The sequence below is a fragment of the Streptomyces bluensis genome, assembly GCF_014650715.1.
Classification (GTDB): domain Bacteria; phylum Actinomycetota; class Actinomycetes; order Streptomycetales; family Streptomycetaceae; genus Streptomyces; species Streptomyces bluensis.
This window is the reverse complement of sequence record NZ_BMVM01000012.1, coordinates 89105-112155: the sequence shown is the minus strand read 5'-3', so window position 1 is coordinate 112155 and position 23051 is coordinate 89105. Positions and strand designations below refer to the sequence as shown.

General features: G+C 73.3%; 9 protein-coding genes and 1 pseudogene. 2 read left to right on the top strand and 8 right to left on the bottom strand.

All coding sequences use genetic code 11. From position 1 onward, the window contains the following. Positions 1 to 108 precede the first annotated feature (108 nt). Positions 109 to 2502: an AfsR/SARP family transcriptional regulator gene (locus tag IE262_RS26770; protein ID WP_229877505.1), complete on the top strand. Its 2394-nt coding sequence runs from the start codon at positions 109 to 111 to the stop codon at positions 2500 to 2502. Here IE262_RS26770 and IE262_RS26765 read toward each other — a convergent pair. The 3 genes from IE262_RS26765 to IE262_RS26755 all read right to left on the bottom strand — a co-directional run bounded on the left by IE262_RS26765 (position 2479) and on the right by IE262_RS26755 (position 6522). Beyond that, a complete protein-coding gene (locus IE262_RS26765; protein WP_134034853.1) occupies positions 2479 to 3666 on the bottom strand; it encodes a cytochrome P450 in 1188 nt (395 codons plus the stop codon). The two genes, IE262_RS26770 and IE262_RS26765, sit on opposite strands and share 24 nt — an antisense overlap. A gap of 181 nt (positions 3667 to 3847) precedes the next feature. Beyond that, positions 3848 to 5380 (bottom strand): flavin monoamine oxidase family protein, encoded by a 1533-nt coding sequence (locus tag IE262_RS26760; RefSeq protein ID WP_189877259.1) that lies wholly within the window; start codon positions 5378 to 5380, stop codon positions 3848 to 3850. A 248-nt stretch (positions 5381 to 5628) separates the two neighbouring features. Further along, positions 5629 to 6522 carry an NAD(P)-dependent oxidoreductase gene (locus IE262_RS26755; RefSeq protein ID WP_189877257.1) on the bottom strand — a complete coding sequence of 298 codons (894 nt, stop codon included), beginning with the start codon at positions 6520 to 6522 and terminating at the stop codon, positions 5629 to 5631. A 153-nt stretch (positions 6523 to 6675) separates the two neighbouring features. Here IE262_RS26755 and IE262_RS26750 point away from each other — a divergent pair, with 153 nt between their 5' ends. After that, positions 6676 to 7692 carry a GlxA family transcriptional regulator gene (locus IE262_RS26750; RefSeq protein WP_189877255.1) on the top strand — a complete coding sequence of 339 codons (1017 nt, stop codon included), beginning with the start codon at positions 6676 to 6678 and terminating at the stop codon, positions 7690 to 7692. Between the two features lie 45 nt (positions 7693 to 7737). On the opposite strand, the gene IE262_RS26745 is transcribed toward IE262_RS26750, so the two are convergent. The 5 genes and pseudogenes from IE262_RS26745 to IE262_RS26725 form a co-directional block, all read right to left on the bottom strand. After that, positions 7738 to 8166, bottom strand: coding sequence for a YybH family protein (locus IE262_RS26745; RefSeq protein ID WP_134034863.1), 429 nt, complete (start codon positions 8164 to 8166; stop codon positions 7738 to 7740). A gap of 175 nt (positions 8167 to 8341) precedes the next feature. After that, positions 8342 to 9178, bottom strand: coding sequence for an NAD(P)H-binding protein (locus IE262_RS26740; protein WP_189877253.1), 837 nt, complete (start codon positions 9176 to 9178; stop codon positions 8342 to 8344). Between the two features lie 100 nt (positions 9179 to 9278). Beyond that, the gene (locus tag IE262_RS26735) at positions 9279 to 10625 is read right to left on the bottom strand and encodes an NAD(P)/FAD-dependent oxidoreductase (protein WP_189877250.1); all 1347 of its coding nucleotides are present in this window, start codon (positions 10623 to 10625) and stop codon (positions 9279 to 9281) included. 66 nt (positions 10626 to 10691) lie between these two features. Beyond that, the gene (locus IE262_RS26730) at positions 10692 to 17258 is read right to left on the bottom strand and encodes a type I polyketide synthase (protein WP_189877248.1); all 6567 of its coding nucleotides are present in this window, start codon (positions 17256 to 17258) and stop codon (positions 10692 to 10694) included. A 93-nt stretch (positions 17259 to 17351) separates the two neighbouring features. Next, positions 17352 to 23000, bottom strand: a pseudogene (locus IE262_RS26725) (type I polyketide synthase); the annotation flags it as partial. Between the last annotated feature and the right edge of the window lie 51 nt (positions 23001 to 23051).

Sequence of the window (23051 nt, the reverse complement as noted above, 5' to 3'; positions counted from 1 at the left end):
TGGGGGAAAGCGATGCGGTTTCGAATGCTGGGACCATTAGAGGTCGTTTGCAGCGACCAGTTGGTCGGACTGGGCGGAACGAGACAACGTGCGACACTCGGGTTTCTGTTGCTGAACACCAACCGGGTGGTGGCGAGCAGTCAGTTGATAGAGGCGTTGTGGCCGGTCGGCAAGGCGCCCAAGTCGGCCCGGAAAATACTGCAGAACTCCGTGTGGAGACTGCGCAGGGCGCTCTCCCCGGTCGAGCGCGACGCCGGCTGTGTGGAGCTGTTGAGCCAGGCCCCGGGCTACATGCTGCGGGTCGCGCCCGACCGGACGGACCTCCACAACTTCCGGGGTCTGGTCGAAAAGGGTCGCGCGGAACTGGCGGCGGGATCGCCGGAAAACGCCTCCCTGCTGCTGCGGGACGCACTGGCCCTGTGGCGGGGACCGGTGTTGGCGGACCTGGTGGAAACCGGAATTGACTGGCCCGAGCTGACTTCTGTCAGGAACGCCCGGCTGGACGCTCTGGAGCACTATTTCGAGGCCGAGTTGGCATGCGGTCATCATCACCGCATTCTCGGCGAGTTGGAGAAGACGGTTGCCACCGAGCCGCTGCGGGAACGGCTGCTCGGACAACTCATGCTGGCGCTCTACCGGTCGGGGCGGCAGACGGACGCATTGGACGTTTACCAGGGCGCCCGCACCGAAATGGTGGAAAAACTCGGACTCGAACCGGGCCACGCCCTCAAGGCCTTGCAGCAGGCCATTCTCGTCCATGACCCGGCACTGGTCCCGGCCGGCGTCCGGCAGCAGATCGAGCTGCTCATGACGGGCGCCCCACGTGACCGCGCGGAGCCGGCCCCGCCGGGCGTACCGGGCGGGGACGCCGTACCCGCGCAGCCGGAGACCCCCGCCGTACCGGCCGTACCCCGCGACCGCCGGGTCGGGGAGAGCACGGCTCCGGAGGAGCCGGCCACCCGGCCGCCGACCGCCGAACGGCCGACCACGGAGGCGCCCGCACCGCCGGTGCTGCGGACCATGGTGGCCGAGCGCAAGGACGTCAGCGTCCTCATCGTGCGCGCCCAGCTCAGCCCGGAGGACGGCGACAGCGACCCCGAGCGGATCGACGAGGCCGCCGAGAACGCGGCCACGGTCATCCGCGAGGAGGTCGAGTGCCTCGGCGGTACGGTCACCGCCTCGATCGGCTCCATCTGGCTCGCCCTGTTCGGGGTGCCCCGCACCGGCGAGGACGACGCCGAACGCGCGGTGCACGCGGCGATGACGATCCGCGACCGCCTCGGTGTCGCGGCGGGCCCCGCCGGACCGGCCACGGCCGCGCGCGGGGTCTCCGTCCAGGCGGCGGTCGCCACCGGCGAGGCGCTCGTCCGCTACCAGCCCGACCGAGGCGAGGTCCCGCCGTCGGTCAACGGCGCTCTCCTCGACGAGTGCCACACCCTGCTGTCCCTCACCCCCGCCGGGGAAATCCGGGTCTGCGACGCCACCCGCCGCGCCACCGAGTTCGCGGTCACCTACCACCGCGGCGACTCCTCGCCCGGCTGGCAGGTCGGGGGCTTCCGCCAGGAGTACGTCGCCCTGCACGCCGTACCCGTGATCGACCGCGAGTACGACCTGGACGTGCTGCGCGGCCTGCTCCAGCGCACCCGGCACCAGGCGACGCCCCATCTGGTGACGGTGCTGGGGGAGCCCGGCATCGGCAAGACCCGGTTCATCATGGAGTTCGAGCGGCGGGTCGCGGCCAACCCGGAGGCCGTACGGCTGCTGGTGGTACGCAGCCGGCCCGTCATCGGCGAGGAGCCGCTGGAAGTCCTGTACGACCTGGTGGCGTCCTGCTGCGGCATCCTGCGGGGCGACTCGCCCGAGACGACACGGGCCAAGCTCAGCGCCACCGTCGAGCGGCTGGTCGAGGCCGAGGAGGAGCGGCAGTGGATGCTGACGTGTCTGCACCCGCTCCTCGACGCCGAGGTCTGCGCGAGCACCCGGGTCGCGGTCGGCGACGCCCTGGCCGCGTCGCGGCAGCTGCTCGCGGAGATAGCGGGGCGGGGCCCGCTCGTGGTGGTCTTCGAGGACCTGCACTGGGCCGACGACGTCCTGGTGGACTTCGTCGAGGACCTCGCGCCGCCGGTGGGCTCGCTGCCGCTGCTGGTGATCGCCACCGCCCGGCCGGAGCTGCTCAAACGGCGCCCGGAATGGGGCAGCGGTATCCGGCACGGACTCACGCTCACCCTGGAGCCGATCTCCGACGCGGCCATCGACCGGCTGCTGGAGTTCCTGATGTCCACCACGGCCGGCGGCCCCAACACCGCCGCCGGGGGACTGTTGCAGGCGCTGCTGGAGGGGGCGGGTGACGATCCGGCCGCCCGTCGCGCCCAGTTGCGCCGCATCCTGGCGTCCGGCTCGGCCTCCCTCAGGGACGAGCGGTGCGGCCCCGGCGCGGGCGGCCCGCAGACCGCCGCGCCGGACCTCTGTCTGCCGAGGTCAGCCGGACACCCGTACCGGTAGCCGAGTGGGCGAGATCAGCTGCCTGGGGTTCTCGAACTCCAGGGAGCCGGTCTCGTCCACCGCGATGTCCCGGTAACGGTCCATCAGGATGTTCAGGGCGACCTTCGCCTCAAGACGGGCCAGCGGCGCGCCGAGGCAGAAGTGGATGCCCTGCCCGAACACCAGGTGGCTGGTGGTGCGGTGGATGTCGAACCGGTCCGGGTCGGGGAACCGTGAGCCGTCCCGGTTCGCGGCCCCGATCCACGGCGTCACCAGCGACCCGGCGGGGATCGTGTGACCGCCCAGCTCGGTGTCGGCGGTGGTGACCCGGGCCAGCCTCGGGAACGGCGGCCGCAGCCGTAGCACCTCCTCCAGCGCGCCCGGCAGCAGCGAGCGGTCCGCGCGCACCGCGGCCCCGACCTCCGGGTGCCGGTCGAAGAGGAGGACGGCGTTGCCGATGAGGGCCATCGTGGTGGCGTGCCCGGCGAACATGGTCAGACCGGTCACCCCGACGATCTCACCGTCGTCCAGGTACGTGCCGTCGACCTTGGCGCCCGCGAGCCTGCTGAGCACATCGTCAGTGGGGTTCTTGCGCAGCCGCCGTACGTGCTCCAGCAGATACGCGTTCATCTCTCGTACCGCCGGGACGACTTCGTTCTCCAGCTGCTCCGGGGGAACGGTCGCGGCGTCCACTGTGCCGAGGGCCTCGCCCCACACCCGGAACAGCGGCTCGTCCTCGACCGGCAGGCCCAGCAGTTCCAGGATCACGTTGATGGGCAGGGCGTAGGCCAGCGAGTCGATCAGGTCGAAGCGGTCGGCGCCGCCCACCCCGTCGAGCAGGGCGTTGGTGATCTTCTCGATCCGGGGCGTCAGCCCGGTCACGGCCCGTGCGGTGAACACGGAGCTGATCACCGAGCGGAGCTGGCGGTGCCGGGGCGGGTCCGTCGTCACCAGGTTGCCCATGTCGAAGAAGTCGAGATCGGGCTGCGGTGGATTGAACGCGTGGGCGGTGTCCGAGGAGAAGGTGGTCGTGTCGGCGAGGATCCGGGAGATGTCGGCGTAACCGAACACCTGCCATCCCTTTTCCGGGTCCCGGTACACCGGCTGGGTGTCGAGCATCGAACGGAACCAGGCGAACAGTGACTCCGCCGGATCCTTTGCGAGAGTATCCGAAGCTATGCTCATGATCCTGACCTTATCCTCGCGTTTCTCGGGCCACGGTGAATTCCGCGGGCGTAAAAGGAATGCGTGAGAGATCTGAAACCGGCAGCGGACCGAAGTCCGCTGCCGGTGATGCGGCGCCGGTTTCCGAAGACCGCCCGTAGACCGTCGGCAGATCGGGGGGAGACCGGGCCGGGAGCGCGGGTCAGAACGCCGACATCGAGCGGTACAGCCGGCGGTCGACCTGCGGGGCCCGCAGGGCCGCCGCGCTCGTCAGATGCTTGATCTCAGTGGCGGTCAGGAGCTTGCCGCCGGCCGCGCGGATGCCCGACTCGACGGCGCCGTCCATGTAGCCGCTCCAGCCGTCGGCGATGTCGCCGCCCGCGAACTTGACGCGGCCGTGCGGCTTCTGGATGTCGCGGTGCAGCCGGGTCAGCTGGAACGGCTGGCGGAAGGCGCCGACACCCAGCGCGAACTCGTCCGCGTGCCAGTCGTGGGCCGTGTAGCCGAGCAACTCGGCGTCCGGGAGGATGTCCTTCACCGCCGCCTCGACCTGCCTGCCGTCCCGTACGTCGAAGGTGTCCTTCACACTGAACGCCACCACCGGCTGGCCCACGTCGAAGCGGCCCATGATGCAGATCGGGTGCCCCTCCGGGGCCTCCGCGACGAAGCGGTCGGCGGGCTGCTTCAGGTCCAGCCACAGCTTCTTCTCGTGCGGCACGCCGATGCCCGCGGTGGAGGCCGTGAGGTGCGCCTCCGGCAGCCCCGGGGTGAACCGGATCGTCTTCCACACGTTGACCGGTACGGCCATGATGACCTCGGGTGCGACGAAATGCTCCCCGGCGCGGGTGACGACGCGGACCCGGCTGCCGTCCTGCTCGACCGAGGCCACCGGGGAGTTCAGGCGCAGCGTGGGCGCCGCCTCCGTCAGGATGGCCTTGAGCAGGGAGACCGTGCCGTCCTTCGGACGGTAGGTGTTGACGCCGTGGAAGCCGTCGAAGTTCCAGCCGGACAGCGCCCACCACTGGGTGAGGTGGGTCAGCGCGCCGCGCTTGCTGGAGCCGCCGTACAGCGAGGTCGTGCTGGTGAGCCGGATCTCTTCGTCAGGGGCGTACGTCAGCTGGTCGAGCCGGTCGCGCAGCGAGAACCCGTCGTGCCTGCGCACCAGGTCCTCGCGGTAGAGGGGCTCGTAGGGGCGCTCGAAGTACTCCCGGTTGCCGTCCTCGAAGAACGGGGTGAACAGCTCTTTCTGGCGGGCGTACGCCTCGGCCGGGTCGTACTCCTGGAACCCGTCGAGGGTGGGCAGGATGCTTCGCTCGACCCCCGCGTCGGCGACGATCGGGACCTTGTAGCGGGTCAGCTCCCGCCACACGTACGGCTGGAGCGGGTCGACCCAGGCGCCGCCGCGCTCGATCTGCTGTCCCAGGTAGGTGTCGGTCCAGGTCCGTCCCCCGATGCGGTTGCGCGCCTCCAGCAGGAGGACGCGCTTGCCCTGGGCCTTCAGCTCGCGCGCGGCGGTGACCCCGGCGAGGCCGGCGCCGACGACGATGACGTCGAAGTCCTTCAGCTCCGCCGCCGCGGCAGGCCGCGCGACGGCCGCACCCGCCGCGGTGACGAGCGTGGTGGCTCCGGCCGCCTTCAGCAGGGTGCGTCGCGGCAGCCGCGACGCGGTCCGGCCGGAACCGGACGCCGCGTTCTCGTTGGCCGATATCGCGCCGTGGTCGTTGCGTGTACTCACATTTCTCCTCGATGTGTCGCCGGCATGAATGCCGGGCACTCCCCCGGATCTTCGGACTGTGTCCGGAAAACGCTGCCAAACGTAGTCGAGCAGCAGCGATTTTCGGTCTTCCGCGGGTAATTCCGTTTAGAGGGCGACAGGGGGTGGCCGGGGATTGAAATGCGAGAATTGCGTGCAGGTGGAATGCAAAAAAGCCTCCGGGGTACGGCTGGTGGGCCGTACCCCGGAGGCCGGGTGGAACGCGTGCGTCAGGCGGAGGGCTTGCGGAACTGCTCGATGAGAGCCGCGTAGCCGCTGTCGGCGTGGCCGTCGGCCACCGCGCGGTCGGCGAGCGCCTTGAAGAAGCGGGGCATTTCGGCGTTGATGCCGAGGGTCTCGCTCTCCTCGGCGAGGTGCTCCATCGCGTCCTGGTGGACCGTCATGGTGGCGTCACCGGCCGGGTACTTGCCCTCGTCGATCTGCGGGGCGTACGCGGTCACGTACTCGGTGACCACGTTGATCATCGTGTTGGCCAGCGGGGCGAAGGTGGTGGCCTTCACCTTGGCGGTGCCCAGCAGGGCGGCGCCCTGGAGGAAGCCGTTGAGTATGCCCCACATGATGCCCAGCAGCGACATGTCGTAGAGCGCGGACAGCCCGTGGTCGGTGTCCAGGTACGTGGTGCCCGCGGCGCCCAGCGCGCGCAGCGTCGCCTCGTGCTCCTCGAAGGCCGCCTTCGGGCCGCTGTAGAGCAGGACGGCGGCGTCGGTGGCGATGTCCGGCGGGATCGCCATGATGGCGCCGTCGAGGTAGGTGGTCTCCGCGCCCGCCGCCCACTCGGCGGTCTCGCGGGCCTGCGTCGAGGTGCCGGTCGTCAGGTTCACCACGACCTTGCCCTTGAGCGCACCGGCCAGCGGGTCGAGCAGCTCGCGCACGGCGGTGTAGTCCGTGACGCAGACGATGACCAGCGGGCTCGCCGCGACCGCGTCCGCGACCGAACCGGCGCGGGTGGCGCCCTCGGCGACGAGCTGGTCGGCCTTGGCGGTCGTGCGGTTCCACACGGTGGTGGGGTGCCCCGCCTTGAGGAAAGCAGCGGCTAGTGCCTGGCCCATCAGACCCAGGCCGATGACCGACACCGGAGCGTGGGCTGCGTTGGTGTTCGACATGGCGTACTCCCGTTCCAATTCACACTGTGGTTTGCATGGTTTGCATCTCGGCGATGGCCAACCCGCTGCCCGCAACCCTCGCACCGCGCTGCGGACGACGGACAGTGGCAGAAGTGCCGACCTTCGCAAAATTCCTGCCGTAGGCTTGGCGGTATGAATCCTGGGTCTGTCGCCATAGCTCTGGTCAACGACACGGACATGCAGGTGTGCGAGGTCTACGAGACGGCCATCGCCTACGCGGTCTTCGGTGATCCCCAGCCGGACCTCGCCGACCCCTGGTACGACCTGCGGGTGTGCTCGGTGACCCCGCCCTCCGCCGCCGGCCCGGCACGGGGGTTCTCCGTCCGCACCACCCACGGCGTCGAGGACCTCGTCACCGCCGACACCGTGATCGTGCCCTCGGTGCCGGACGCCGTCGTCAACCGGGGGGAGTCCCTCCCGGCCGAGTTCGTCGACGCGCTGCGCCGCGCCTACGACGCCGGTGCCCGCATGGTGTCCCTGTGCACCGGGGCGTTCGCACTCGCGGAGGCCGGTCTCCTGAACGGCCGCCGGGCCGCCGCGCACTGGCTGAACACGGCGGACCTGGCCAAGCGTTACCCCGAGGTGGAGGTCGACGACTCGGTCCTCTACGTGGACGAGGGCCGGGTGCTGACCAGTGCCGGTATGACGGCCGGACTCGACCTGTGCCTGCACATCGTGCGCCATGACCTCGGCGCCCACGTCGCCAACCAGCTCGCCCGCCGGCTCGTGGTCTCCGGTCACCGGCCCGGCGGCCAGAGCCAGTTCGTGGACCTCTCCGTCCCGGTCACCGACGACGACAGCCTCGCCCCCGTCATGGACTGGGCCGCCCGCCACCTCGACCAGCCCCTCACCGTCGACGGCATGGCCAAGCAGGCCGGGATGAGTACCCGGACCTTCTTCCGGCGCCTCCAGGCCGCCACCGGGATGACCCCGCTCAAGTGGCTGCTCAACCGGCGCCTCGCGCACGCGCAGACCCTGCTGGAGACCACCGACCTGCCGATCGAGCGGGTCAGCGAGTTCAGCGGCCTGGGCACGGCGGCCAATCTGCGCCGCCACTTCACCCTGCACGTCGGGGTGACGCCCACGGACTACCGCCAGTCCTTCGGGGCGGCCCCGGCCCGCCGCGCCATCCTCGACGGACGCCGCTGAACCCTGCGGGGCCCGGATACCTCTCGCGCCCGGGCCCCGCAGGGGCTACGCCCCGGCGGCCTCTTCCGCGGTGCGGGGACCGCTGGCGCCGTAGGGGTTGTCGACGACGTAGCGCCAGTTGCCGTCCTCGCCGCGCTGGAGGACGTCCACCGCGACACCCTCCAGGTGCTCCGGCTTGCCGTCGGCGTCCTTGGTCTCCATCGACCACTCGACGATCAGCATCGCCGTGTCACCGGTCACGAGGGTCTGGAGCACCTTCGCGTCCACGGTCGGGCCGTAGGACATGAACTCCTTGACCCGGTCCCGACGGGCCTGGCCCGTCAGCGGCACACCCGGGTCCCAGACGCCGACGGCGTCCTCGGTGTACATCGAGTTGACGGCGTCCGCGTCACCGGAGTTGAACGCCTCTCCGAACATCTCCTGATGCGTCTCGATGTCGCTCGACAAATACTTGTCGTACTTTCCGCTGGCCATGGATGAGCCGCTCCATTCACTCCCCCGCGAGGGAGTCGGACGAGAGTTGACAGATGGACATCGGGCGGATTGGGCATCGCGCCGCGCATTTCGACCCGTTGAACGCTACTGGCCGCCCGGAACGACCGGGCCACACCCCGGTAACCGCCCCTGACCAGTGGTGGAGAGCCGGCTGTTACCGTGCCGAGACCGCGTCCCAATCCGTCTCGGCCGCGTAGAGGCGGAAGTCACGCGGCTCCCGGCCGAGAGCCCGCCGCACACCGTCGGAGAGATAAGCCGTCCGGCCGTCACGAATGGTGTCGAAGAGCTCGTTCATGAAATCCGCGAAATCCCGCGAGTAGCCCCGTGAGACGAGATGCCGGGCGTAGGTCTCGCGGTCCACCACGACCGGGCGGATCTTGCGGCCCGCCGCCTCGGCGATCAGGTCGACGCACTCGGCGAACGTCATCAGCCGCGGCCCCGACAGGACGTACAGCTCGCCCGCGTGCCCCTCCTCGGTGAGCGCGGCCACGGCGACGGCCGCGATGTCCTCGGCGTCCACGAACGGCTCCACGCCCTGACCGTCCGGCAGGAACACCTCGCCGGCGGCGACGTCCGGCGCCAGCAGCCGGTCCTCGCTGAAGTTCTGCGAGAACCACGTGGGCCGCAGGATCGTCCACTCGGCGGCCGACTCCCGCACCGCACGCTCGGCGGCGAAGCGGCCCTCGTCGTGCGCCCACTGCTCCAGCACCCGCGCGGACAGGAACACCAGCCGCCCCACACCCCGCCGGGTGGCGAACGAAACGAAATCGGCGAGGAGTTCCGCCGCGTGGGGCCCCTGCTCGTCCACCACGTAGACCGTCTCGACGCCCTCGACGGCCGCCGCCCACGTCTCCTTGTCCCACCAGTCGAACCGCTGGGCGCCCGAGCGGGTCGCCACCCTGGCGATACGCCCGCGCTCGGCGAGCTGCCGCGCCACACGGCGGCCCGTCTTGCCCGTACCGCCGAGCACCAGAACGGGAGTGTCGTTCATGTCACCTGCCATCAGAGAGAAGCCGTCAGAGAGAAGTCGTCACAGAGAAGCTGTCACAGACAAGCTGTCCGGGAAGTCTGGGAAGTCCGGAGAGGGAGGGTCAGTTCGGCTCGGCCACCAGCGGGGCGTTCAGGGACGCCGCGCGGACGGCCGACTGGATCTCCGGGGCGACGAGCGCCTCCGGCGGGTCGACCAGGAAGACCACGCGGGCGTACGCGGTCAGCAGCGAGTGGTCGCGGGTGGCCGCCTCCAGGAGCTGCCCCACGTACGCCTGCTCCTCCCGCCACTCCTCGGTGCGCTCGCCCTCGACGCCCGGGAAGGCGAGATCGGCGCCGGTCGTCATCGACCACACCGCGTCCACCGCCCCCTCCGCGAGGTCGGCGAAGTACTCCTCGGCACGCGGCGCGCCCGGCCGGGACACATGGTCGCGGAGCACCATGGCACCGAGGGCGGCGACCGTCATGCCCTGCCCGTACACCGGGTTGAAGCTGCACACCGCGTCGCCGAGGACGAGCAGCCCGGCCGGGAACGAGGGCATCAGCTCGTAGCGGCGGCGCAGGTTCGCCGGGAAGCGGTACGCCACCGGGGCACCCAGCGGCTCGTGGTCCTTCACCGTGTCGTAGATGTCCGTCCCCGACAGTGACTTCAGGAAGGCGAGGAACCCCTCCGAGTCATGGGGCGGGTAGTCGCCGAGGAAGCCGTACGCCGTCACCACCGTGCGGCCGCCCTCGATGGTGGCGCAGATCGCGCCGCGCCCGGTCTCGGGCGAGGCCACCACGTCGATGGAGATGTCGTCGCCCATCAGCTCGGGCGGCAGCCGGAAGTACTGCGTGGTGTACCCGACCCCGATCCGCTGCTGGTCCTCCTCCACCTCCGGGAAGCCCAGCTCCGCCAGCCACGCCGGGGTGCGGGAGCGTCGCCCGGTGGCGTCCACCACCAGATCCGCGGCCAGCTCCCGCGACCGGCCGTCCCGCACCACCGACACCCCGACGACGGTCCGCCGGTCGTCCGACGTCAGCAGCCCGGTGATGTCGTGCCGGTGCAGGAACGACACGTTCGGCAACGCCCGCACCCGGGTCCGCACCCGCTGCTCCAGGTGCGGCCGGCTCATCGACAGCAGCAGCATGTCCGAGTGGGGCCGTGGCATCCGCTGCCCCTCCATGACCCAGCGCACGTTCCCGGTGACGTCACCGGTCACCGCGCCGGTGGAGATCAGCTCGTCGGTGATGCCGGGCAGCAGCTCCTCGATGATGTGCCGGCCACGCGCCAGCAGGGCGTGGACGTGGTTGCCCTGCGGCACGCCCTTGCGCGGCAGGTCGTCGTCCTTCAGCTCGTCCCGGTCCACCACGACGACCTCGTCGTACGCGTCCGCCAGCACACGCGCCGCCAGCAGCCCGGCCATGCTCGCGCCCAGCACGATCGCGCGGTTCCGTTCAGCTGTCCCCACGGTTGTCGCTCCTCACTGTGTCCACATCACTGGGTAGAAATCCGAAGCCACGCGAAGGGGCGCGGCTCATGCGTCGGCCGTCGGCACCGCGTGGGCGCCGGCCTTCGGGAAGTAACCGGCGCGCTCGAAGAACCCCACGTACTTCTCGAACAGTTCGCGCCCGATCTCCGGGCACTCGATGCCGGTGCCGGCCAGCGCCCGCTCCGTCTCCGACACGTCCAGCGGCGGATAGGTCGCGCGGCCGTCGCCCGCCATGAGGGCCTCGAAGGCGTCGAGCAGCGGCACCAGCGCGTTGTCGCGGTCGGCCCGCACCCGCTCCCGCCAGCTGTCCCAGTCCAGGACCGGCAACTCGTAGCCGTACGACCTCAGATGGCCGACGAAGTCGGCGAAGGCCTGGTCCTGCGCGTTGAACAGGTGGAACGTGCCGCCCGCGGCCTCCTCCCGCGTCGCGAGAGTGGTGATCGTCCCGCTGACGTAGTCCACCGGCACCATGTGGAAGGACCCGGCGAGCCGGTCCGGCACCGCGCCCGCCTGGAGCAGGCCCTTCAGGCTCAGCCAGACGAAGTCCTTCGTCTGGCAGGCACCGGCCCACTGGTCGCCGCAGACCACGTCCACCCGGTACATCGAGACCGGCAGCCCTCGCTCCCGCGCGATCCCGATGACCTGCTCGGCGACCCACTTGCTCTGCAGATACCCGTTCCACAGCTCCTCGGCGGGGCCGGTCGGGTCGGTCGCCTTCGCCGGGACCCCTTCGGCACCGGGCGCCGGCGCCGGGAAGACACCGCTCGTCGAGACGTGGTGCACGGGCACGGTGCGGTGCCGGGCGGCCAGCCGCAGCACCTCCCGCGTGCCGTCCACGTTGGGCCGCCGCAGCTCGGTGTACGGCCGCAGCCAGCTCACCGTGGCGCCCGCGTGGTAGACGACGTCGACGAAGCGCGCCAGATCGTCGAACTCGTCCTCCGTCAGCCCCAGCCGGGGCGCGGAGAGGTCGCCGACGACCACGGAGATCCGGTCCGGGTCCACCTCGTCGAGGACCTCGTACCACTCCAGGTTCGCTCGCAGCCGCCGTTCGGCGTCGGCCCGGTCGGTGCCGCGCACCAGGCAGTGCACACGGGCCCGCGTCGAGCGCATCAGGTCGCGCAGGAGGAACGCCCCGAGGAACCCGGTGGCGCCGGTCAGCAGGATCTCGCGGGGGTCGACGCAGACCCGGCTGATCTCGTCGGCCGGCCGTACGTCGTCGTCGAGCCGCACCTCCGCGGCGAAGTCCACGGCGGCTGTGGCGGGGGCCGCTTCCGGAGTGTTCGTGAGCAGTTCGGCGCACAGGTGCCTCGTCAGCGCGGCCGGAGTGGGGTGCTCGAAGACCACGGAGGCGGAGAGCCGCAGTCCCGTCGCGGCGCTGAGCCGGTTGCGCAGCTCCACCGAGATCAGCGAGTCGAAGCCGAGTTCGGTGAAGAGCCGGTCGGCGCCGATCGCGGACGCGTCGCGGTGCCCGAGCACCAGGGCGACCTCGCCGCGCACGAACTCCGCCACGACCTCCCGCTGCCGGTCCCCCGGCAGCCCGTCGAGGCGCTGCGCCAGCGACCGCGTGCCCGCGGCGTCGCCCCGGGCGGACGGGCGGGCCGGTGTCCGCGCCAGACCGGCGAGGACGATCGGGACCTGGGCGGGGCGGGCGCGCAGGGCGGCCACGTCGAGGGGTGTGGCCACGAGCGCCGGCCGGCCCAGCCGCAGCGCGGCGTCGAGGAGGGCCGGGCCGTGCTCCTCGGTCACCGGCAGCAGACCGGTACGGGCGATCCGCTTCAGGTCGGCCTCGCTGAGGACGCCGCCCATGCCGCCCGCCGCGTCCCACAGGCCCCACGCCAGCGAGGTCGCGGGCAGACCGCCGGCGGCACGGTGCTCGGCGAGCGCGTCGAGGAAGGTGTTCGCGGCGGCGTAGTTGGCCTGGCCTGGACCGCCCACGAGACCCGCCACCGACGAGAACAGCACGAACGCCGACAGATCATGACCGCGCGTCAGCTCGTGCAGGTTCCACGCCGCGTCCACCTTGGGGCGCAGCACGGCCGCCAGCCGTTCGGGGGTCAGGGCCGCGATCATCCCGTCGTCGTTCACCCCGGCCGTGTGCACGACCCCGGTGAGCGGATGCTCCGCCGGAACGGTCGCGAGGAGGGTGGCGAGGGCCTCCCGGTCCGCCAGGTCGCACGCCGTGATCGTCACCTTGGCGCCCAGCTCGGCCAGCTCGTCGGCGAGTTCGTCCGCACCGGGGGCCGCCGGGCCGCTGCGGCTGACCAGCAGCAGCCGGGACACCCCGTGCTCCCGGACGAGGTGCCGCGCGAAGAGGGCACCCAGCGCGCCCGTACCACCGGTGATCAGGACCGTGCCGTCGCGCCGCCAGGGCGTGGGCGCCGGCACGTCGTCGGCCGGCGCCAGGCGGGCCACACGCGGGACCAGCACCGTGCCGCCGCGCACGGCGACCTGGGGTTCGCCGGAGGCGACGATCGAGGGCAGGGCCTGCGCCGACGCCGGGTCGTCGTCCAGGTCGACCAGCACGATCCGGCCGGGCATCTCCGACTGGGCCGAACGCAGCAGACCCCACACCGGGGCGGCGACCAGGTCGGACACCCCGGCCCGCCGGTCGGCGCCCCGGCCGGTGGCGACCGCGCCCCGGGTCACCACGACCAGCGGGGTGTCCGCGGACCGCTCGTTGGACGGCCACGACCGGACGAGGGCCAGCGCCCGCCGTGTCGCCTCCTGCGCCCGCGCCGCCACGTCACCGCCCGGCGCGAACACGAACGGGGCGAGCAGCGCGTCGAACGGGACCGGCGAGTCCAGCGCCGCGTCGACATCGGCGAACCTGCGGACGTCCTCGAACCCGAGATCCCCGCTGCCCGTCTCCAGCACGGCCATCGCGGCGCGGTCCCGGTCCTCCGGAACGACCGGGTTCCAGTCGACCCGGAACAGCGAGTCCAGCGGACGCGACCGGGCCACGGCGACCTCGGCCGCGTCGACCGGGCGGGCGACGGCCGAGGCGATCGACGCCACCGGCCGCCCGGACGGGTCGGCGAGCCGTACCGCCCAGCCGCCCTCGGCGCCGGGGGTCAGCCGCACCCGCAGCGCGCCGGCGCCGACCGCGTGCAGCCGGGCCCCGCGCACCTCCGTGACGACCCCGGCCCGCCCGGCCGCGAGCAGCGTGCCGTGCAGGGCGGCCTCCAGCAGCGCCGGGTGCAGCCCGTACCCGTCGACGTCCGTGTCCTCGTCCAGCGCGACCTCGGCGAACAGCTCCCCGTCGCGGTGCCACACCGCCGAGACACCCGGGTACGCCGCCCGCTCCCCCTCGGCCGCGTCCAGGGCCTCCGCGCCCGCCGGCGGCCACGCCCCCAGCTCGAACGGGGCCTCCCGGCCGACAGGGCTCAAGGTCCCCGAGGCGGCGACGGTCCACGCCGGGTGGTCCTCGTCGGCCCCCGTGTGGACGGTGAAGGCGCGGGTGCCCGTGGCGTCCGGCGCGCCGACGGACAACTGGACACGGACACGGGAGCGTTCGGGGAGGACGATCGGTCGGCGTACGGTCAGCTCGTCCACGACCGTGCAGCCGACCTCGTCGGCCGCGCGGACCACCACGTCCAGCAGCGCGGAGACGGGGAGCACGACCTCGGCCTGCCGGGTGTGCCCGGCGAGCCACGGAGCCGATCGGGCCGTCAGCCGGGCGGTGAGGACCAGCTCGTCACGGCCGGCGATCTCGACCGCCGCGTCCACCAGCGGATGGCCGGCCGCGCCCCCGGAACGCCCGGACGCCTCGGCGGGGCCGGACTCCAGCCAGTACCGCTTCCGCTGGAACGCGTAGCTCGGCAGGTCCACCCGCCGCCGGGGCCCGGCCGGGGCGAAGAAGGCCGGCCAGTCAACGGGCACGCCCGCGCTCCACAGCCGCCCCAGCGCCGCCACCGCGGCCATGGGCTCGGACGGGCCGGACCGTAGGGCGGCCACGGCGGTCACGGCACCGGCGCCGGACACACAGTCGTCGACCATCGCCGTGAGCACCCCGGCCGGGCCCAGCTCCAGAGTGGTGGTCACCTGCCGCTCGGCGAGGGTGCGGACCGCGTCCACGAAGCGGACCGGCTGCCGTACCTGCTGGATCCAGTAGTCGGGCGCACGCAGGTCCGCCTCGGTGGCGATGCGGCCGGTGACCGTGGACACCAGGGGGATCTCCGGCGCGTTCAGGGTCACGCCCCGCACGACCCGGCCGAACTCCTCCAGCATCGGCTCCATCAGGGGGGAGTGGAACGCGTGGCTGACCACCAGCCGCTTGGTCGCGCGACCCCAGGAGCGGACCGTGGACGTGATCGCGGAGACCGCGTCGTCGTCGCCCGACACGACCGTGGACGACGGGCCGTTGAGCGCCGCGACGCCCACGCGTCCGCCGGCCCCGGCGAGGAGCGGCTCGACCTCGTCGGCCGTGGCCTGCAGCGCCACCATCGCCCCGCCCCTCGGCAGGGCCTGCATCAGCCGGCCCCGGGCGGCCACCACGGCCGCCGCGTCCGCGAGGGTGAGGACGCCCGCCACATGCGCGGCGGACAGCTCGCCGATCGAGTGCCCGGCGAGCAGGTCGGGCCGTACGCCCCAGGACGCGAACAGCCGGAACAGCGCGACCTCGACGGCGAACAGCGCGGGCTGCGCGTACCCGGTCTCGTCGAGCCGGTCGCCCGACGCGATCACCTCGCGCAGCGGCCGGTCCAGCAGCGGGTCGAGGTGCGCGCACACCTCGTCGAAGGCGGCCGTGAACGCCGGGAACGCGGCGTGCAGTTCGAGGCCCATCGCGGCGCGCTGGGCCCCCTGTCCCGTGAACAGGAAGCCCAGCTTGCCCGTGCTGGTCGCGCCCCGCGGCAGGACCGGGGCCACCTCGTCCGGCGTGAACGCGCTCAGCGCGGCGAGGAGTTCGGCGCGATCGGCGCCCACCACCACGGCCCGGTGCTCCAGCCCGGCCCGCGTGGTGGCCAGTGCGTGCGCCACGTCCTCGGCCGGCACCTCAGGATGCCGCTCGACGAACTCGGCCAGCCGCTCCGCCTGCGCCCGCACGGCAACGGCCGTCCGCGCGGACAGGGTCCAGGGGATGGCGGGGAGGGGGACCGGGGGAGCGGCGGTGCCGACGTCCGAGGCCGCGTCCGTGGAGGGGGCGGTCGCAGGGGCGGTGGCCGCGACGCCGGAGGACGGCGTCGCGGTCGACGCGTTCGCCGGGCGCGTCGTGTCCGCCGGTGCCTCCGTCGGCTCGGGGGCCTGCTCGATGATCACGTGGGCGTTGGTGCCGCTCACCCCGAACGCGGAGACGGCGGCCCGGCGCGGGCGGCCCGTGTGCGGCCAGGGGCGCTCCTCGGTCAGCAGTTCCACCGCGCCGTCGGACCAGTCGACCAGCGGTGTCGGCCGGTCGACGTGCAGGGTCCTGGGCAGCACCCCGTGCCGTATCGCCTGGATCATCTTGATGACGCCGCCCACCCCGGCCGCGGCGACCGCGTGCCCGATGTTGGACTTCAGCGACCCCAGGTACAGCGGGCGCTCCGCCGGGTGGGCCGCGCCGTACGTGCCCAGCAGCGCCTGCGCCTCGATGGGGTCGCCCAGCCGGGTGCCGGTGCCGTGCGCCTCGACCGCGTCCACGTCGGACGCGTCCAGCCGCGCCTCGGCGAGCGCCTGGCGGATGACCCGCTCCTGGGAGGGGCCGCTGGGCGCGGTCAGCCCGTTGGAGGCGCCGTCCTGGTTGACGGCGCTGGCCCGCAGCACGGCCAGGACGCGATGTCCGTTGCGTACGGCGTCGGAGAGCCGTTCCACGAGGAGCAGGCCCACGCCCTCCGACCAGCTGGTCCCGTCGGCGGCGGCCGCGAACGACTTGCACCGTCCGTCGGCGGCGAGGCCCCGCTGCCGGGAGAAGTCGACGAACCCGCCCGGCGTACCACTGATCGTCACCCCGCCCGCCAGGGCGAGCGCCGACTCCCCGCTGCGCACGGACTGCGCCGCGAGATGCAGCGCGACCAGCGACGACGAGCACGCCGTGTCCACCGTGACGGCGGGCCCCTCGAACCCGAGCGAGTACGAGACCCGGCCGGAGACCACACTGCTGAGCTTGCCGGTCATCAGATAGCCCTCGAACTCCTCGGGCCCTTCCAGACCGAGGTACGTCTGGTCCACCGCGCCGACGAAGACACCCACGCCGGACGTCTTCAGCCCCGTCGGGTCGATGCCCGCCTGCTCGAAGGTCTCCCAGGCGGTCTCCAGCAGCACCCGCTGCTGTGGGTCCATCGACAGCGCCTCACGCGGGGAGATCCCGAAGAACGCGGCGTCGAAGTCGGCCGCGCCGTCCAGGAACCCGCCCTCGCGGGTGTACGACGTGCCGGGCGTGTCCGGGTCGGCGTCGTACAGCCCCTCCAGGTCCCAGCCCCGGTCGGCGGGGAACTCCGAGATGGCGTCCCGGCCCTCGGAGACCAGCCGCCACAGATCGTCGGCCGAGGCCACTCCGCCGGGGTAGCGGCAGGCCATGCCGACGATCGCGACCGGCTCCAGCCGTCCGGACTCCAGCTCGGCGATGCGGCTGCGTGCCTTCCGCAGGTCGGCCGTGACCCATTTCAGGTAGTCGGCCAGCTTCTTCTCATCCGCCATGGGACAACTCACATCTTCTCGGGGACGGCAGTGACGGCAGTGACAGCGGTGCGGGACATCGGGGGGCGTGCGGGACGACGGTTCGGCGCGGCATCAGCTGCCCGCGCGGCCGAGCTCGTTGTCGATGAAGTCGAGGAGCTCGTCGGTCGAGGCCGACTCCAGCGGGTCCGCCGGGCCGGAGTCGCCGGGCGTGCCGCCCCAGGCGTCCATCCAGCGCGACAGGATCGTCTGCAACCGGACGGTGACGGCGGCGCGTTCGTCCGCGTCGGCGGCACCCGTGTTCTCGGTGTCGCCGGCCGTCGAGAGGATCTCCTCCAGCTTGTCGAGCTCGGCGAGGAGCGGGGATCGCTCGGCGGGCTCCTCCCCGGACCCGAGCCCGGCGAGCAGGAACGCGGTGAGGGCCGCCGGGGTCGGATGGTCGAACACCGCGGTCGCCGGCAGCCGGACGCCGCTGACCGCGCTCAGCCGGTTGCGCAGCTGCACACCGGTGAGCGAGTCGAACCCCAGCTCCTGGAAGGGCCGTTGGGTCTCGACGGCGGCCGGGTCGCGGAAGCCCAGCACGATGGCCACCTCGCCGCGCACCAGGTCCAGCACGAACTCCCGCCGCTCGCCCGCGTCCATCCCGGCGAGCCGCTCCGCGAGAGGCACTCCCTTCTCGGCGCCGGCCCGCTCCGGGCGGCGCTCGGCCACCGGCACCAGGGCCCGCAGCAGCGGTGGCACCGGACCGCCCACGGCCCGTACGGCCGCCAGGTCGAACGGCACCGCCGTGAGAGCCGGGTGACGTACCGTCAGCACCGCGTCGAACAGCGCCAGCCCCTCCGCCGTGCTCGTCGGTACGAAGCCGTCGCGGGCGAAACGGGACCGGTCGGCCGGGGTCAGCCCCGCGTTGATCCCGCCCTCGACCTCCCACAGCCCCCAGGCCGGTGAGCTCGCCGGCAGGCCCTCGGCGCGGCGCCGCTCCGCCAGCGCGTCCAGGAAGGCCCCGGCCGCCGCGTAGTTGGCCTGGCCCGGGCCGCCGAACACGCCCACGACCGAGGAGAACAGCACGAACGCCGCCAGCTCCTCCTCAAGGGTCAGCTCGTGCAGATGCCACGCGGCGTCCGCCTTCGGGCCCAGCGCCGCCTCCAGCTGACCGGACGTCAGCGCCGGGAGCAGATCGTTGTCCAGGACCCCGGCCGCGTGCACGACACCGGTCAGCGCGTGCTCGGCCGGTATCTCGGAGAGCAGCGCCTTGAGCGCGTCGCGGTCGGCGACATCGCACGCCGCGATCCGCACCTGGGCCCCGAGCCCGGTGAGCTCGGCACGCAACTCCTCGGCCCCCGGCGCCCGTTCGCCCCGGCGGGAGGCCAGCACCAGCCGCCGGACGCCGTGCTCGACGACGAGGTGCCGGGCCACCGCGGCGCCGAGCGCCCCCGTGCCGCCGGTGACGAGGACCGTGCCGTCCGGGCGCCAGCGGGGGGCCGTGCCGTCGCCCGCGTCGGCCCGGGCGACCCGGTGCAGCCGGGGCACCAGGAGCCGGCCGTCGCGTACGGCGGCCTGCGGTTCGTCCGTGGCGAGCAGGGCGGCCAGGAGCGCCAGGGGGACGTGCGAGGCATCGGCGCCCGCGCCGGGGGCGTCCACGAGGACGATCCGGTCCGGGTTCTCCGACTGCGCCGAGCGCACCAGGCCCTGGACCGCCGCCGCGCCGAGGTGCGGCACCTCGCCGGCCGTGGCGGCCACCGCGCCCCTGGTGACCAGCACGAGCCGGGTCGCGGCCAGCCGCTCGTCGGCCAGCCATGCCTGGAGCAGGGCCAGCGCCCTCCCGGTCGCCGAGTGCACACCGTCCACGACCTCGGTGTCGTTGCCGGCCGCCGGGAGATGGACGAGGAGGGCGTCGACCGCCGTACCGGACTCGACCGCACGGCCGAGGGCGGCGAGGTCCTCGTAGGAGGGGACGCCGGACTCGCCGTCGTACGCCCCGTGTGCCGCGTACGAGACGCCGGGCTCCTCGTCCGGCAGATGCCCGAGGGCCGCCCAGGCGACCGGCCGGTCCGGCCGACGGGGAGTGAGCGGCGTCCAGGCGACGTGGTGCAGGGCCCGCAGCGGGCCGGGGCCGCCGATGAGGTCCGACGGCTCGGGGGAGCGCCGGACGACGGAGTCGACGGTGGCGACGGGCGCCCCGTCCGGGCCGGTCAGCACGAGGGACACGGCACCCTCCTCCGCGGCCCCTTCCTCCACAGCCCCCTCCCCCACGACGGCCTCCCCGGCGCTCTCCCCGGCCGGGGACAGCCGGGCCCGTACGGCCGTCGCGCCGGGGGAGTGCAGCCGCACCCCGCGCCAGCGGACCGCGAACGGCTCGCCCCCGTCCACCGCGAGCGCGGCCTCCAGCAGCGCCGGGTGCAGGAGGTGACGGCCGGCGTCGGCGGCGTGCTCCTCCGGGAGCCGCACCTCGACGCCGTCGGCGCTCCCCGCAGCAGGCCCTAGTGCCCCGGCAGGCAACGTTTGCCCGTCAAGGGCCGGGCGTCGCGACGGGGCGAACGTTGCCTGTTGGGGCACTGGGCCGGCGGCCGTTCCGTCCTCGGCGCGCAGGGTCCCGGAGGCCAGCTCCGCCCACTCCCCGGTGCCGGGGTCCGGCAGGGCGTGCACGGTGACGGGGCGCCGGCCCGAGTCGTCCGGTGCGCCGACCCGCACCTGGAGCGGGACATCACCGGTGTCGGGGACGGCGAGCGGGGCCCGCACGGCCAGTTCGTCCACCACCGGGCAGGCCACCTCGGTGCCCGCCCGGGCCACCGCGTCCACCAGGGCCGCCGACGGCAGCACGACGGTGCCGGACACGGTGTGCCCGGACAGCCACGGCTGGGCGGCCGCCGCGACCCGGCCGGTGAACAGCACCTCGTCGGCGCCGGCCACCGTGACCGCCGTACCCAGCAGGGGGTGGTCCGAGGGGCCGGGGCCCGCCGCGTACGTGGGTGCCGACTGCTCCAGCCAGTACCGCTCGCGCTGGAACGGGTAGGTCGGCAGCTCGACGGGGCGCACCGGCAGGCCCTCGAACACCACCGGCCAGTTCACCGGGACCCCGGCCACGAAGGCCTCGCCCAGCGCGGCCAGCACCCGGTCGGGCCCGCCCTGGTCACGGCGGAGCGAGCCGAGGCCGATGACCGCCGTGCCCACGGCGTCGGCGGTCTCCTCGATGCTGTGCAGCAGTACCGGGTGCGGGCTGCACTCGACGAAGACACCGTGGCCGCCGTCCAGCAGGGTCCGCGTGGTCGGCTCGAACAGCACGCTCTGCCGCAGGTTGGTGTACCAGTACGTGGCGTCCAGACCGGTGGTGTCGAACAGGCCGCCGGTGACGGTGGAGTAGAACGGCACCTCGGAGGGGCGGGCCTCGATGCCCGCCAGGTCGGCCAGCAGCCGCTCACGGATCGACTCGACGTGCGCGCAGTGCGAGGCGTAGTCCACCGGGAGGCGCTTGGCACGGCCGCCGTCGGCCACCACCGTCTCGCGCAGCTCGTCGAGGGCGTCGGCGTCACCGGAGAGCACCACGGACGCGGCGCCGTTGACGGCGGCCACCGCGACCCGGCCGCCGTAGCCGTCGATCAGTTCGCGCACGCGGGGTTCGGGCAGCGCGACCGACATCATGCCACCCCGGCCGGAGAGGTCCTCGGCGATGGCGCGGGCACGCAGGGCCACGACCCGGGCGCCGTCGGCCAGGGACAGCGCGCCGGCCACGCACGCGGCGGCGATCTCCCCCTGGGAGTGGCCGATCACGGCGGCGGGCCGCACCCCGTGGGCGCGCCACACCGCCGCGAGCGACACCATGATCGCCCACAGCGTCGGCTGGATCACGTCCACCCGCTCCAGCGGCTGCCGGGCCCGTACGGTCTCGATCAGATCCCAGTCGGTGACCGGTGCCAGCGCCGCCGCGCAGTCGGCCATGGCTGCCGCGAACACCGGTGAGGCGTCGAGCAGTTCGGCCGCCATACCGGCCCACTGGGACCCCTGCCCGGGAAACACGAACGCCACCCGAGACGCCCCCGCACGATCACCGCGCACCACGTTCGGAGCCCCGCTGCCCTCGGCGAGCGCGGCCAGCCCGGCGGTCAGCGCGTCCAGATCGGCGCCGACGACCACGGCCCGGTCGTCCAACGCGGCCCGCGTGGTGACCAGGGAGTGGGCGATGTCGACGGCGGAGGCGGGGTCGACGGCCAGGTGGTCGAGCACCTGCCGGGCCCGCGCGGCGAGGGCGTGCTCGCCCTTGCCGGACAGGACCAGCGGCAGGGGGCGGCCGGGCCAGGCGGAGGACTCGCCTTGGGCGGGATGCTGTGCAGCGTCCGCGACGGTGCCCTCGGCTCCCTCACCCGCCTCCGTCGTCGTCGTGTCCTCCGTCGCCTCCTCCACGATCACGTGGGCGTTCGTGCCACTGAAACCGAACGACGAGACCGCGGCGCGGCGGGGGCGTCCGGTCTCCGGCCAGGTGCGGGGCTCGGTGAGGAGGGCGAGCGCGCCGGTGTCCCAGTCGATGTGCGGGGAGGGCTCCTCGGCGTGCAGGGTCTTCGGGAGGACCCCGTGGCGGATCGCCTCGACCATCTTGATGATGCCGCCGACGCCGGCCGCGGCCTGCGCGTGTCCGATGTTGGACTTGAGCGAGCCCAGCCAGAGCGGCCGGTCGGCGGGCCGTTCCTTGCCGTACGTGGCGAGCAGGGCCCGCGCCTCGATCGGGTCGCCGAGCGTCGTCCCCGTGCCGTGCGCCTCGACCGCGTCGACATCGGCCGGCGACAGCCCCGCGCTCGTGAGCGCCTGACGGATCACCCGTTCCTGGGCGGGGCCGTTGGGCGCGGTGAGCCCGTTGCTGGCGCCGTCCTGGTTGATCGCCGACCCCCGGATCACGGCCAGCACGGGACGGCCCTCGCGCCGTGCGTCGGACAGCCGGGCGAGCAGCAGCAGACCGGCGCCCTCGGCCCAGCCGGTGCCGTCGGCGGACGCGGCGAAGGACCGGCACCGCCCGTCGGGCGACAGCCCGCGCAGCCGGGAGAACTCCACGAACGACGTGGGCGTGGACATCACCGTCACCCCGCCGGCCAGTGCGAGATCGGCCTCCCCCCGGCGCAGCGCCGTCGCCGCCAGATGCAGGGCGACCAGCGAGGACGAGCACGCGGTGTCGACCGTGACCGCCGGGCCCTCCAGACCGAAGGTGTAGGCGAGCCGGCCCGAGGCGACACTGCCCGCGCTGCCGCCGTAGAGGTAGCCCTCGAACTCCTCGGCCGGCAGATGGGGCCGCGAGCCGTAGTCGTTGTACATCGCCCCGACGAACACCCCGGTACGGCTGCCCCGCACCGACTCCGGCACGATCCGCGCCCGCTCGAACGCCTCCCAGGCGGTCTCCAGGAGCAGCCGCTGCTGGGGGTCGGTGGCCAGGGCCTCGCGGGGCGACATCCCGAAGAACTCCGGGTCGAACAGGTCCGCGTCGTGCAGGAAACCGCCGTACCGGGTGTACGACTTGCCGACCGCGTCCGGGTCGGGGTCGTAGAGGTCGTCGACGTCCCAGCCGCGGCCCTCGGGAAAGGCCGACACCGCGTCGACGCCGTCGGCGACGACCTGCCACAGCTGCTCCGGGGAGCGCACGCCGCCGGGGTAGCGGCACGCCATCCCGATGATCGCGATCGGCTCCTGCTCCCGCTCCTCCACCTCACGCAGCCGCTTGCGGCTCGCGCGGGCGTCGGCGACCGCACGCTTGAGGTACTGGCGGAGTTGGTTCTCGTCGGTCGTCACGTCGTCTCAGCTCCATGGGGAAGTCGGCGGAAGTCGTGGGGGCGC

Coding starts and splice junctions, on each gene's coding strand:
- IE262_RS26740 (WP_189877253.1), bottom strand. CDS start 9,178: ATGAACGACACTCCCGTTCTGGTGCTCGGCGGTACGGGCAAGACGGGC.
- IE262_RS26755 (WP_189877257.1), bottom strand. CDS start 6,522: ATGTCGAACACCAACGCAGCCCACGCTCCGGTGTCGGTCATCGGCCTG.
- IE262_RS26750 (WP_189877255.1), top strand. CDS start 6,676: ATGAATCCTGGGTCTGTCGCCATAGCTCTGGTCAACGACACGGACATG.
- IE262_RS26745 (WP_134034863.1), bottom strand. CDS start 8,166: ATGGCCAGCGGAAAGTACGACAAGTATTTGTCGAGCGACATCGAGACG.
- IE262_RS26730 (WP_189877248.1), bottom strand. CDS start 17,258: ATGGCGGATGAGAAGAAGCTGGCCGACTACCTGAAATGGGTCACGGCC.
- IE262_RS26765 (WP_134034853.1), bottom strand. CDS start 3,666: ATGAGCATAGCTTCGGATACTCTCGCAAAGGATCCGGCGGAGTCACTG.